Origin of the sequence: Actinoallomurus soli, from assembly GCF_024055715.1 — a bacterium.
GTDB lineage: Bacteria > Actinomycetota > Actinomycetes > Streptosporangiales > Streptosporangiaceae > Actinoallomurus > Actinoallomurus soli.
In genome coordinates this window covers 129,085-141,441 of the sequence record NZ_JAMXMV010000003.1, presented here as the reverse complement: position 1 = coordinate 141,441, position 12,357 = coordinate 129,085, and the positions used below count along the sequence as shown (strand labels likewise).

12 protein-coding genes are annotated in these 12,357 nt (G+C 68.9%); 6 read left to right on the top strand and 6 right to left on the bottom strand.

Translation table 11 applies throughout. The annotated features are described in order from the left end of the window. Nucleotides 1-314: 314 nt before the first annotated feature. Nucleotides 315-1,520 (top strand): serine hydrolase domain-containing protein, encoded by a 1,206-nt coding sequence (locus NDW01_RS09860; protein WP_252819052.1) that lies wholly within the window; start codon nucleotides 315-317, stop codon nucleotides 1,518-1,520. A 126-nt stretch (nucleotides 1,521-1,646) separates the two neighbouring features. Here NDW01_RS09860 and NDW01_RS09855 read toward each other — a convergent pair whose 3' ends face one another. Together NDW01_RS09855 and NDW01_RS09850 are read right to left on the bottom strand one after the other, a co-directional pair. Then, on the bottom strand, nucleotides 1,647-3,239 hold the full coding sequence (locus NDW01_RS09855; RefSeq protein ID WP_252819049.1) for a protein kinase domain-containing protein: 1,593 nt from the start codon (nucleotides 3,237-3,239) through the stop codon (nucleotides 1,647-1,649). Nucleotides 3,240-3,248: 9 nt separating this feature from the next. After that, complete coding sequence (locus tag NDW01_RS09850) at nucleotides 3,249-4,886, bottom strand: serine/threonine-protein kinase (RefSeq protein WP_252819048.1); 1,638 nt, start codon at nucleotides 4,884-4,886, stop codon at nucleotides 3,249-3,251. Between the two features lie 104 nt (nucleotides 4,887-4,990). Here NDW01_RS09850 and NDW01_RS09845 point away from each other — a divergent pair, with 104 nt between their 5' ends. Next, entirely contained in the window at nucleotides 4,991-5,416 is a 426-nt protein-coding gene (locus NDW01_RS09845) for a VOC family protein (protein WP_252819836.1), read from the top strand. Between the two features lie 43 nt (nucleotides 5,417-5,459). Here NDW01_RS09845 and NDW01_RS09840 read toward each other — a convergent pair whose 3' ends face one another. Beyond that, a complete protein-coding gene (locus tag NDW01_RS09840; RefSeq protein ID WP_252819045.1) occupies nucleotides 5,460-6,389 on the bottom strand; it encodes an MFS transporter in 930 nt (309 codons plus the stop codon). 47 nt (nucleotides 6,390-6,436) lie between these two features. Here NDW01_RS09840 and NDW01_RS09835 point away from each other — a divergent pair, with 47 nt between their 5' ends. After that, the gene (locus tag NDW01_RS09835) at nucleotides 6,437-6,994 is read left to right on the top strand and encodes a TetR/AcrR family transcriptional regulator (protein ID WP_252819043.1); all 558 of its coding nucleotides are present in this window, start codon (nucleotides 6,437-6,439) and stop codon (nucleotides 6,992-6,994) included. Nucleotides 6,995-7,009: 15 nt separating this feature from the next. Here the strand turns inward: NDW01_RS09835 and NDW01_RS09830 are convergent, their stop codons facing one another. Further along, nucleotides 7,010-7,900, bottom strand: a complete 891-nt coding sequence (locus NDW01_RS09830; protein ID WP_252819041.1) for a YwqG family protein — start codon at nucleotides 7,898-7,900, stop codon at nucleotides 7,010-7,012. Nucleotides 7,901-8,097: 197 nt separating this feature from the next. Here NDW01_RS09830 and NDW01_RS09825 point away from each other — a divergent pair, with 197 nt between their 5' ends. Then, entirely contained in the window at nucleotides 8,098-9,273 is a 1,176-nt protein-coding gene (locus NDW01_RS09825; RefSeq protein WP_252819039.1) for an acyl-CoA thioesterase/BAAT N-terminal domain-containing protein, read from the top strand. Between the two features lie 5 nt (nucleotides 9,274-9,278). On the opposite strand, the gene NDW01_RS09820 is transcribed toward NDW01_RS09825, so the two are convergent. Continuing rightward, entirely contained in the window at nucleotides 9,279-9,797 is a 519-nt protein-coding gene (locus NDW01_RS09820) for an inositol monophosphatase family protein (RefSeq protein ID WP_252819037.1), read from the bottom strand. 73 nt (nucleotides 9,798-9,870) lie between these two features. On the opposite strand from NDW01_RS09820, the gene NDW01_RS09815 reads away from it, so the two are divergent. Both NDW01_RS09815 and NDW01_RS09810 read left to right on the top strand, forming a co-directional pair. Continuing rightward, nucleotides 9,871-10,413, top strand: a complete 543-nt coding sequence (locus tag NDW01_RS09815) for a DUF4365 domain-containing protein (protein WP_252819035.1) — start codon at nucleotides 9,871-9,873, stop codon at nucleotides 10,411-10,413. Between the two features lie 161 nt (nucleotides 10,414-10,574). After that, the gene (locus NDW01_RS09810) at nucleotides 10,575-11,597 is read left to right on the top strand and encodes a hypothetical protein (protein ID WP_252819033.1); all 1,023 of its coding nucleotides are present in this window, start codon (nucleotides 10,575-10,577) and stop codon (nucleotides 11,595-11,597) included. Nucleotides 11,598-11,744: 147 nt separating this feature from the next. Here the strand turns inward: NDW01_RS09810 and NDW01_RS09805 are convergent, their stop codons facing one another. Next, nucleotides 11,745-12,227, bottom strand: a complete 483-nt coding sequence (locus NDW01_RS09805; protein WP_252819031.1) for a hypothetical protein — start codon at nucleotides 12,225-12,227, stop codon at nucleotides 11,745-11,747. Nucleotides 12,228-12,357 lie beyond the last annotated feature (130 nt).

The window sequence follows — 12,357 nt, the reverse complement described above, 5'->3', positions numbered from 1 at the left end:
TCTTCGCCTCATGGGTCCATAGTGAATCATTGCTCACTGCGATGGCTTTCGGTTCAGGATTCGCGCGAATAGCCGACTCGTTATCGACCTGTCAATACCACCAAAGTGGAAGTCGATATTGGGGACGTTTCTTATTCCGTTCTCGCGGAACAGGAACCGCTGCAACGCCTCCGGCTCCCGCTGCGGTGTCCGTCGAGGCGATGTCATCACGCCACGGGCGGAGAGCCAGGTTCCCCCGGCATGGTGACGCCGCAGCGGGCCGTGGGGGCGTTGAGTGCTGCCGTGGCATTCGACGTACTCACAGGAGGTGTCTGATGGACGCACGTGCGAAGGCCCGGTGGCGGACCGTGACCGTGTGGGCGGCCTGCCTGGCCGCGCTGGCGGTCCCGATCACTTCGGCCCGTGCCGCAGGTGGCCGGGCGCCGGTCTCGTCGGCCCGGGGAGAGCGGCTGCAGCGGTCGCTGGACGCGGTGACGGCTGCGGGGGCGGTGGGGGCGCAGGCCGAAGTGGTCGGCACCGACGGCCGGTGGCGGGGTGTCAGTGGGCACGCCCGGCTGGGTGGCGCGGAACCGGTGCCCCGGCAGGGGCGCTTCCGGATCGGGAGCATCACCAAGTCGTTCACCGCGACGGTCCTGCTCCAACTCGCGGCGCAGGGGAGGGTGGGACTGGACGACCCGGTCGAGCGGTACCTGCCCGGCCTGGTGCCCGGCGGGCAGCACATCACGCTGCGGCAGCTCCTGAACCACACCTCGGGGATCGCCGACTACCTCGATGACACCGAGACCTATCCGATAGCCGGCCGGCCGTTCCTGGAGAAGGTGCGGTTCCACACGTTCCCGGCCGGACAGCTCGCCCGCAGCGGCGCCGCGCTTCCGCGGTACTTCCCGCCGGGCGAGGGCTGGCACTATTCGAACACGAACTACGTGCTGGCCGGTCTCATCATCGAAAAGGTCACCGGCCGGCCCTGGCACGACGAGGTCACCCGCCGGATCGTACGGCCGCTGGGGCTGCACGACACGACCGTGCCCTACCACGACCCCGGCATTCCCGGCCCGCATGCGCACGGATACATGGAGATCGACGGCCGGGCCGTGGACATCACCCGGATGAACCCCTCGATCGCGGGGCCCGCGGGCGCGATGATCTCCACCACCGGAGACCTCGACCGGTTCTACGCCGCGCTGCTCGGCGGCCGGCTGCTGCCCGCGAGGTGGCTCGCCGAGATGGAGAGGACGGTTCCGATTCCCGACGGCGGCCCGGCCGGGGCGGCGGACGGGCTGGGCATCGACAGCATGCGACTCCCCTGTGGCGTCACGGTCTGGGGCTACGACGGGGGCATCGTCGGCTACGGCAGCCAGAGCCTGCACACCGTCGACGGCCGTCGCGGCATCACCCTGTCCGTGACCCTGCGCGACCTCTCCGACCCCCACACCCCACAGATTCTGGACGCGCTCCAGAGCACGGTCGACACCGCCTTCTGTGGCACCGCTGACGGCGTTCCGCACCGTGTCCACCCATGACCGGGCCGTCACCCGCTCGGTGGCGATGCCCGGGCGGGTACGGGGCGTCGCCGGGAGTCCGCGATTCGTCCGGCGGGCGATATCGAGGCCGACGCGCCGTGACGGCCGTGGCCGGCCCCGCCGGACTCACGCCAGCGGACGGATCGTGTCGACGATCTGACGCAGCCTCTTGTCGCTCACGCTGCCCGGCCCGGTGCTGTTGGAGTAGACGTAGAAGGTGACCGGTGCGCCCTGCCGGGAGGCGAACGTCGCGGCGTACACCGTGCCCCCGTTCGGCTCGCACGCGGTCCCCTTACCGCCCTTCGTCGTGGCCACGACCTTCTGCACCACGGCCTGGAGGCCGCCGATCCTCGCGTGCTCCGCGGGCGCTTCCACCGTACGGGGCAGCACACCTCCGCGCTGGTAACCGAAGTTCGCCCATTGGACCGCGTTGTGGGCGGCGGTCACCTCAAGCGACTGCAGCTGGCCCGTTGTCGCCGAGGTGATGCCCGCACCACCGAGCAGCCCCGACTGGACGATCGTGCAGTCGGCGTAGTGGGGGCCGTTCTGGCTGATGTCGGCGACGCCGTTCGAACCGACGGCGACATTCCCGCTGGCGTCGGTGAGGCCCACCCCGGTGCCGGGATCCTCGACCTTCCACCCCGGCGGGACGTCGTACACCACGCCGAAGTTGGCCGCGACCACGACCTGCCAACCCGGGACCAGCGGCGGCGATTTCGGGCCGACACCGGGCGGTGCCGGGGCCGTGGTGCCCGCGGTGGACCTGCCGGCCACCGGACGCGACGGCGCCTTGGCGGCCGTACCGCCGTGCACGAGATACCCACCGGCCGCCGCGGCCGCCACCAGCACGGCGGCCCCCGCGATCTCCGCCAGGAGACGCCCCCGGCCGCTCTTGCTCGCGGCCTCGACCGGTACGCCGTCGTTGACGGTCGAGGCCGGCCCCGAGGGACTCGCCGGTGCCCAACGGGCCGTGGGCTGGAGAGCGGGCCCCATCGACTCACGGAGAACCGCGAGGGCGGCGGCCGCGCTCTGTGGTCGTGCGGCGGAGTCCTCGGTCAGGAGATCCAGCACCAGACGGTCGAGGTACGGGGGGACGTCGGCGCGGCGGGACGCCGGCGGTACGGGGGATGACTCCGCCGGCGGTGCGCCGGTCAGCAGTTCGTAGAGGACGCGGCCGAGGGCGTACAGATCCGTACGGGGATCGGCGGTGCCCGTCCGCGTCACGCCGACGCCCAGGTTGCAGAGCCTCACGTCCCCGCTGTCGAGCAGGAACAGGTCGGCGGACGTGAGGCCACCGTGAACGACGCCCTGGGCGTGCGCGGCCGTCATGGCGTCGAGGACCTGTTCGGCCACTCTGGTGACCTGCCCGACGGGCAGCCCGCCGCCCTGCGTCGCCAGGACGGTCTTCAGGTCCTGCCCTTCGAGGTGCTCGGTCACGAGGAACAGCGGGGACTCGGCGGTTCCGATGTCCAGCATCGCCTCGACCACGGGATGCCGCACCGCCGCCGCCTTCTCGGCCTGACGACGGAACGCGGCGACGCCTGCCTGGTCGCTGGCGGCCGGTGCGGCGAAGGTCTTGACGGTGACGACCCGGTTCAGCCGGAGGTCGAACGCGCGCCATACCTCACCGACCGCGGCGCCGGGGCCGCCGATCACCGCGTCGAGACGGTACCGCCCGGCCAGTGCCTCACCGGGTTGCCGCCCCAAGGTACTTCGCATGGTCGCCCCTCACCGTTTCCAGTAGATGCCCTGGTCCTTGCCGATGTCGTAGGGTTCCTGGCACCACTGCACCGTGGTGATGTCCCCGGATCGGGGATTCAGGATGACCGTGCAGGTGTCGTAACGGGCGCCGTGATGGAAGCCGCCGTCTTCGATGACCACCGGGCGACACTGCGTGGGGTATGACTTCGCGTCCCTCGACGTGATGGTGTCGCCGACGGCAATGCCCGCGGAGTCGGCCCCGTGCATCGAGTAGGTGGGATTGAAGGTCATATAGGGGTCGTCGGGCCCGAGGTTGGTCAGCGAGAAGTGGACGTAGTACGGGGTCTTGTCCTTGACCGACCGCGACAACGCCAGGGGGGCCAGGTCGGCCTTGGAACCCTTGACGATCGAGGTCACGGTCACCCCCACCGCATCCGTACGCATCCCCTGGATGACGGGCACGACGGCCGTCTGGCCGAGCTGTTTCCAGGTGCCGGGACCGGCCTGGCCCGGCACCGTGTCACCGACCGGATGGAGCGTCGGGAGTCCGGTGGAGGACGGATGCGCCATGGCCGTCGTCCTCGGCTTCGAGCCGTGGCCACCGAAGGCGTTCGGCAGTGCGAGGGCCCCGGCCGTGAGCAGCGCCGCTCCCAGCACGCCACCGACGGCGGCGACAACGCCCTTCCGGCTCTTCGGCGCGACGGAGGGCGCGGTGACCGTCGGCGTCCCCGGAGCCTGGTCGACGGTGGGCGGCTGCGGGCGCAGGTACGGCGGCGGCCCGGCGGGCGGAACGGCGGTGTGCCCGGACCGGCGCAGGAAGTCCCGTACGGCGGCGGCGCTGACGGGCCTCTGGCCGGCCGGCTTGGCCAACAGGTCCAGGACCAGCCGCTCGAGGTGAACGGGGATGTCCGGACGGTGTGACCGCAACGGCAGGGGCGCCTCGTTGAGGTGCTTGTACATGATCGAGGCGAGTCCCGGGTCGTCCGTGTCGAACGCGGGCCTCCCCGTGAACAGCTCGTACAGCACCCCGCCGAGCGCATAGAGGTCGGCGCGGTGGTCGGCCGGCACGCCGCGGAACTCCTCTGGAGCCATGTAACGAGGCGTGCCGAGCAGCCCGCCGGTGGCCGTCAGCGTCGTACGGTCGGCCAGCCGGGCGATGCCGAAGTCACAGATCTTCACCCGGCCGTCCTGCTGCAGGAACAGGTTCGCCGGTTTGATGTCCCGGTGGACGACACCGCGTGCGTGCGCCACCGCGAGCGCGTCGGTGATCTGCTCCGCCAGTCCCACGACCTGGTCGATCGGCAGCCCGGCGGGATGCGCCGCGACGAGCCGGGCCAGGTCGGATCCTTCGAGGAGTTCCATCACGAGGAACATGACGGAGTCGTGCAGGTCGATGTCGAAGACCGCGCAGATGCCGGGGTGCTGAAGACCGGCGGCGGATTCGGCCTCCCGGCGGAACCGCGCGACTCCGGTCTGGTCCTGCGCCACGTGCGGCGGGAGGATCTTGATAGCGATCGGCCGGTTCAGGCCGAGGTCCACCCCACGCCACACCTGACCCATGGCGCCCGCGCCGATGGGGGCGTCCAGCCGGTACCGCCGGGCCAGCAGCAGCCCGGCCTCCAGGCTCAGCTCACCCGGCAACGTCTCTCCCCGAACGATCTTCATACGACTGCCCGACATTCCACCACGAAGAGCCTGAAGGCGTGCGGCGTTGCGGAGAACCGGCGGCTCACCGCGGTCTATGCTCGGGGACCGTGAGCGTTCAGCGGATGGACAACGTCGCCATCGTCGTCGACGACCTGGACGCGGCCGTCGCGTTCTTCACCGAGCTCGGCCTGGAGCTGGAGGGCAAGGCACAGATCGAAGGCCTTTTCGCCGACCACACCGTCGGACTCGACGGCGTCCGGAGCGACATCGCGATGATGCGGACCCCGGACGGCCACAGCAAGCTGGAGCTGACGAAGTACCACCACCCCGCCGCGGTCGGCGCCGAGCCGGAGAACCCGCCGCCCAACACCCTGGGCCTGCACCGCGTCATGTTCGCCGTCGACGACATCGACGCCACCATCGCCCGCCTGCGCCCCCACGGTGCCGAACTCCTCGGTGAGGTGGCGCAGTACGAGAGCATCTTCCGGCTCTGCTACCTCCGCGGCCCCGCCGGCATCATCGTCGCCCTGGCCGAACAGATCGGCTGACGCGCCGCCTCCGTTCTCACACCGTGGCCGGCCTTGGCAGGATTCAGCGCTGCCGGTGTCTGCTCGTTCCGGCCACCAGGGCGACGAGCGCGACAAGCGCGGCAGTGATGCCCGCAACGAGCATGGCGACGCTGTACCCGTGGACGACACGCTCCAGCGAGTCGGTGGAGCGTGAGCGGGCGGTCGCCGTACTGGCGACGGTGGCCAGGGCGGCGAGACCTATCGCGCCTCCGGTCTGCCGTGCGGTGTTGACGAGCCCTGACGCGAGGCCCGCGTGTTCGGCGGCGATGCCGGCGGTGGCGAGGGCGGCGCAGGGCATGGTCACGATGCCCGCTCCGGCCGCCCAGATGAGGGTCGGCCCGAGGACGTGCAGCAGATAGTCGTCGTGTGCCGGGATGGTGGCCGGCCAGGCCAGACCGCCTGCCATCAGGAGGCCTCCCGCGGCTACGAGCGGGCGTGCGCCGAACCGGGACAGCAGCGACTTGGAAGTGATAGCGCCGAGGGTCAGGACGGCGCTCATCGGTACGAGGGCGAGCCCGGTGCGCAGCGGGCTGTCCCCGAGGATTCGCTGCTGGTAGAGGGAGAGGAAGTACAGGGTCGCCGTCATGATCGCGCTGAGGCCGGCGACGATCGTGTTCGCGACCAGGACGTTGCCACGCCGCAGGATCGACGGCGGCACCAGAGGGGCCGGGCTGCGCTGCTCGACGACGACGAACAGTCCCAGCATGGTGACCGCGACGAGGAGTGCGACGATGACGCGCTCCGAGGTCCACCCGTATCCGCCGACCTGGGAGATGCCATAGGTCAGTGCCGCTGCGCCGAGAGTCACCGTGAGCGCTCCGGGAAGGTCGAGGGGCCGTCGGTCGCGGTCGCGTGACGGGTCGAGGCACGCGGAGGCCAGGACCCACAGCGCGGCGCCGATCGGGACGTTGATGAGCAGCACCCAGCGCCAGCCCAGACCCGTTGTGATCACTCCGCCGAGTACGAGGCCGAGCGCCCCTGCCGAGCCGGACGTCGCGCTTGGACGCGCTGACGATGCGCCGACTGGCCGCCGCGGCCGAGGTCACTCCAGGCGCGCTCTACAAGCACTTCCGGGACAAGCGCGATCTCCAACGTGCCATGGCCGACGCCGTCTACGCCACGATCGACCTGGCCGGCATTGACACGGACTCGCCCACCGTCGACCAGGTGATCACCTGCTGCGAACGCCTGCGCGCGGCCATGCTCGGGTTCCGCGACGGCGGCCGCATTGTGGCCGGCTCCTACTCACCCTTCGCCGCGACCGCGACGATCTCCGCCACGTTGCGCAAGCTGCTGGAGGGCTTGATCCTGCCGTCCCTCGACGCGGGGGACGTCGCCTACGCCCTCCGTAACTACACCACTGGCTTCGTGATCGAAGAACAGGCCTACCTCACCCTCCTCGCCGGCGGGGAGTGGGACGCCCTCGTCCAGTCGCTGCCACGCCAGGGCGGCACCGAAGCCGGCCGAAGCTCCGACGCCGTCGCGATCCTTACCGGCGATCGCGACCTGCGATTCCGGGCAGGCCTAAAAGTAATCTTGACCGGAACCGTCGCCTGAGCCGAACGCTCCAGGTCACTGGGTGAGGAACATGGCCGGGTGCTCGGCAACGGCCGAGCAGGTGAAGAAGCCGCCGTGACTGTGGCGGCTGATCTGCAGGCCGGTCGGCTCGTGAGCCAGAGCGTAGTCGCTGGTGCCGAATTCCAGGTGCCGATCCTCCAGCGGCTGCCACCGGAGCCCGAGCGGGTCGGTGGACCATTCGCGGCTGTCCAGCTGCAGCAGCAGGTTCACGGGCGCGCCGCAGGCATCGCACGTGGGCGGCTCGCCCATGTCGCCGACCTCCCAGGACATTCCGCCGCCGACTTTGCAGCCGGGCACCACCGACAACATGCGCTGGTACAGACTCTCCCCGGCCTCCCACTCGTCCAGCTCCTCGCGGAGATCCTTGGGGAGCTCCTCATGCCACGGAAACTCGATCACGCGTTCCGGGTGCAGCACGCATGGCCGCGGCACATAGTCCTCCTCACCGACGAAGCGCGGTGCCGGCGGAGCCGCGAGAGTCTCGGTCACGGTGGCGGAGTCGCGCCAGACGAGCCGGAACGCCGGCGCGTAGTCCCACGCCGGGTGATCGCTCGGGCACCACAGGATCTGCGCGAGATCGGTGCCGGTGGGGAAGGAGATCTCAGGAAAGTCCACCGCGGCGAGCTGGGCCACCGCGACCATCGCCACCGGACGGTCCGGCTCCTTGTCCCCGCCGTCCCCCCAGTAGGCGTCCGAGCAGTACGGCCATGGCTCATCCACCGGCCACAACAGCGGACCACCGATGTGACTGCCCGAAGCATCGGGCGTGCCAGGCCGGGGATGCAACCGCACCACCGTACGGGCGTAGGCGCCCAGACCAGGGACGGCGTCGGCGATGTCAAGCGGAGGTGCCTCGGTCGTACGGACCATCCGGGCGCTGTTCATGACCTCACCGTAGAGTTCCCCGCCGACACTGCCGGGGGATCGCCGTGGCCTCGTCGAATCAGCGTTATATCGTCATGTTCACGGACCCGGTCATCAGGGGGAATGGGATGCGGTTAAGAGATCGGGCACTCGGGGTTTTAGCCATCGCGGTCGGCTGCATGGTGACGGGGTGCGGCCCGCGGCACAGCGACCGTGCCGTGATCGGAGTCGACGCCCCGGCCGCTTTGGCCGATCGGCCGATCCACCTCACGATCCGCGGTCTCGCACCCCACGACACCGTCGAGGTGAGCGCTGCCGCCCGGGACTACGCCGAGGGGGAATGGCGCAGCCGGGCCGTGTTCCGCGCGGACGGCCACGGGACGGTCGATCTCGACCACGCCCGCCCGCGCTCCGGCACGTACACCGGTGCCGAAGGGATGGGGCTGTTCTGGTCGATGGCCCCGCCCGGCGGCGACCCCGACGAGCGGGCCTTCCACCCCCTGCCTCCGGAGATATCGCCCTCCTACAGCGTGCAGATCACCGTCGCCGTGCACGGCCATCGGCTGGCGACGAGGACACTGACCCGGCAGTGGCTCACCCCCGGCGTCACCCACAAGAGCTTCACGGTCGCGGCGGACAAGGTGGACGGCGACCTGTTCCTGCCGCCGGCGGGCGGGGGCCGCCACCCCGCGGTGCTGCTGTTCGGCGGTTCCGAAGGCGGCAAGTTCGGGGACTACGAGGCCGCCCTGCTCGCCTCACACGGCCATCCGGCGCTCTCCCTGGCCTACTTCCGCGATCCGGGCCTGCCCGGCAGCCTCACCGACATCCCGCTGGAGTACTTCGCCCGGGCGGCCCGTTCGCTCGCCGCCCAACCGGGAGTCGACCCGGCGCACGTGGTGACCAGCGGCTACTCGCGCGGTACGGAGGCGGCCCTACTGCTCGGTCAGTTCTATCCCGACCTGATCCACGGCGTCATCGTGTACTCGCCGTCGAACAGGGTCAACCCGGGTATCGGCGCCCACGGGACCGGAGGGAACGCCTGGACGTGGCACGGCCGGCCGATACCGCAGGACACCATCCCTCTCGACCACATCGACGGCCCGGTCCTGGCGATCGCCGGGGACCGGGACGCGGTCTGGGCCTCGGCGGTCTCGGCCCGGCAGATCGTGACCGAACTCGACCGCGAGCACAACCGCATCCCGCACCAGGCACTGGTGTATCCCGGAGCGGGCCACCAGGTCGGCACCTTCCCCTACCTCCCGACGGGCGTCCGCTTCTGGAACGCGACCGCCGGAGAGTTCATCGAGAACGGCGGTACCCGCGCCGCGGACGCCGTCGCACAGGCGGAAGGCTGGCCGAAGACGCTCGCCTTCCTGGCGGCGATGGGAGGCTGACAGACCTACCGGCCGGGCGGGAGCCGGTCGCCGATGAGGTCCAGCAACGCCGTGTGCGTCTCCCGGTCTGCCGCCACGACGAGCCCGCCCGGGCCGGTGTGCAGCGGCTGACCGTGGATGCCGGTCACCACGCAGCCGGCCGCCTGGAACAACGCGATGCCGGCGGCGAAGTGCACGCTGTCCCGCAGATGGCCGTCGGTGACGTACGCGGCCCGCCGCCCGGCGGCGACCCAGGCGACCGCCAAGGTGGTGGAGACGACGCGCGGGCGGAAGCGTTCCACGAATCCGGCCTCGGCGAGCAGCCGGACGGCGCGGAAACCCGGCGCGTTCGGGAACGGCGGATCGAGGTTGACGTCCACCAGCCGCGAATCAGGTGAGGGCTCGAGCGGCTCGTCCACCCCGTCGCGGCGGACGTACGCGCGAGCGCCGTCCGTCCAGAACACCTCACAGCCGTCCCCTCCCTCTGCTGCCGCAGTAGGCCATGCTTCGTACTGCTTGTGGGCGGCGACGCGGCCTCGACGCATGACCAATCCCGTATCAAAGGCCATTGTGTCCAACTCACCGCGTCCCGTTGCCTAATGCGGCACAATCAGCCACGTGCGGGACCGAGACCAGAACACCCTGCAAGGTGACTTCGGCGAAGCCTGGCTAGAGGCGGTCGCTGCCGGGTGCGGTCTCCTCCATAGCCGGTCCACCACAGTGGATCTCCAGAAGGCGGACGTGCAACTTGTGTACCCAGGGGAAGAACTAGGGACTTACTACCCTACGGTGAACGTTCAAGTGAAGACCACGATCAAGCTGAGGCAGCTTGCGTCGGGTGTTTTCAGCTATGACCTTGACATCGAGACCTACGATGTACTCAGGCGTCGGGATCACGCCGTTGGTAGGGTGCTTGTCGTTATCGGCGTTCCTGAGGAAGGTGAGCACGTGCGCCTCCACAGCGAAGGAACGCTCCTATGCGGTCGCGGAGCATGGGTGTCGCTGGAAGGCATGGAGCCTTCGGTGAACAAGACGAGCCAGGCGATACACCTTCCCGTCGAGAATACCCTGGATCAGGCAGGGTTGCACAGAATGCTTAAAACGCATGGGATTCGGCGATCGACTCCTGTTCCCGCTATCGACGTCTGGGGGCAGCCATGAGTCGGCTGAGCCCTGTCTCTGGAGTGGAGACTGGAAAGATCCCAAGTCTAGGGGCGCTTGCGGCCTATCTTGATGGCTCTGGGTGGACCCTCGAAGATGTAGATGGCCGGACTAGTCTTTGGCGGTCCCCGAGTAGTCAAACCAATGACGATGTTCGTGTCGTGCTACCGGCGGAAAAAAGCGTCCTAGATTACGTAGAACTCGTCACCGAAGCACTGAAGGCGATATCGTTCGTCGAACGGCGTCTGCCAGAGGAGATCGCTGATGATATCACTCATGGTGGAGTAGATAACGTAGCGGTCCGTCTGACTCCGAATGCTCCTGAGGGTGAGGCGCCCCTGTTCCTGGCGCACTCCGCAATCTCTGCGCTCAAGAACTTCGTCGTTGCGTCGGCCGCCGCGTTGGATCATGACTCCTTGGTTCTCCCTCCTCGGCGACCGCAACGCGCGGAGGCCTATGCGGCTCAGGCCAGACTATCCACCCGGCCGGGGAGTTTCGTTCTGTCGCTTGCTCTTCCGCTGGCAGACGTTTACTCGGACGACGATTCAGATGTTGCAACTCCTGAAGGTCAGGATGTTTTGATGGAGGTTCCTCCTCGGCCTTTCGGGCGTAGAGTAACGAATCGAATGCTGACAACCGCCCGGAAGGCGCAACAGTTGGCGGAGCGCGTTAGTGAGGGGGATCTACCGCTATCCTCGTTCGGGAAGTTCGCGCCGGACACCCCTAACGCTACAGAATTGGCGGCACTAAGTGCCTTGGGCGGTCCAGATTATGAGGTCTATCAACTTCGTTTCGCCGGGTCACCTCTCGTTCGTGAACATTTCGCTCCTGTGCTCCTTCGAATCACTCCTGGGCAGCAGCGAATTCTCGGCGAAGCTGCAGACTATCTGAGAACGAAGCAGCCTAGGTCGGGAGTGACGGTAGCCGGCCTGGTGGTCCGCCTCTTCCGAGAAGGTAATTACGGGCGTGGCGAGGTGGTTATTCAAGGGGTAGCCGATGATTCTGGCGATGCCCGTCGGTACAGGGTCGAGCTAAGCGAGTCCGATTACAACGAAGCTGTCCGGGCGCATGGCGATGGGTTGCAGGTCACCGCTACGGGAGACCTAGATATCAGAGGCACGAGGCGATCGCTGCGGAGGTTGACCTCGTTTGCTGTCATCCCGGGTATTGATGAGGAGTCGTGAAGGCGGGTCGCTGCCACGACCTCAAAGCACCGCGTGGGGTCTCCGCAATGCGTAGCGCTCACCGACGACGTCGGTGACGGCAGCGGCGGGCCGTCGGCGCTTGCTCGCATATGCCGGACGTCGTCGGGCGGGCGGTCCGGGTCGGTGTCACACGGCGATGTTGACGTAGGTGACGGTGACGTCGTCGGGGACGGCGGTCCCGCTCGTGGGCAGGGGGACGAACCGGATGGTGCCAGTGCCGTAGCAGGGCAGCGAGATCGACGTCGGGATGTCCTGCGGGACGTTGTAGGCGTGGAACACGATCGGCTCGCCGGTGGACACCGCGGAGAGGGCGACGGCGACGGCGACGGAGGTGCCCAGGCTGCCGGTGTACCCGCCGCCCTTCGTCGAGACGGCACCCGGGGCCACTGCCAGCGTCTGACCTGCGATGGGATGCCCGGTCTGGTCCGGATAGGCGGGACCGGGACAGACCATCTTGATCACCGCTTTGTCGTGCGCGCCGTTCACGAGGCCGTGGAACCCCTGGTCGGGCCCGATGGGAACGATGACGTCGGCGCCGGCCGCGCTCGGAGCGGCCGTGATGCCGCCGGCCAGGACGCCGAGTGCCGCTAACAGGTGACTGGTCCTCACGTGTTCCGTCCTCTCGAGAGGTCTCGGGATCGAACTCGATGGGGTCGTGGCGAAACAACCCCACTTCGGTGGATAGCACGACCACCGCCCCGGAACCACGGTTCGGCGTGACCTGCTTGAGCCACGGCGG

Bases quoted from the DNA above. Each gene is read 5' to 3' on its own strand.
- NDW01_RS09860 (WP_252819052.1), top strand. From the start codon at position 315: ATGGACGCACGTGCGAAGGCCCGGTGGCGGACCGTGACCGTGTGGGCG.
- NDW01_RS09855 (WP_252819049.1), bottom strand. From the start codon at position 3,239: ATGCGAAGTACCTTGGGGCGGCAACCCGGTGAGGCACTGGCCGGGCGG.
- NDW01_RS09850 (WP_252819048.1), bottom strand. From the start codon at position 4,886: ATGAAGATCGTTCGGGGAGAGACGTTGCCGGGTGAGCTGAGCCTGGAG.
- NDW01_RS09845 (WP_252819836.1), top strand. From the start codon at position 4,991: ATGGACAACGTCGCCATCGTCGTCGACGACCTGGACGCGGCCGTCGCG.
- NDW01_RS09830 (WP_252819041.1), bottom strand. From the start codon at position 7,900: ATGAACAGCGCCCGGATGGTCCGTACGACCGAGGCACCTCCGCTTGAC.
- NDW01_RS09820 (WP_252819037.1), bottom strand. From the start codon at position 9,797: ATGCGTCGAGGCCGCGTCGCCGCCCACAAGCAGTACGAAGCATGGCCT.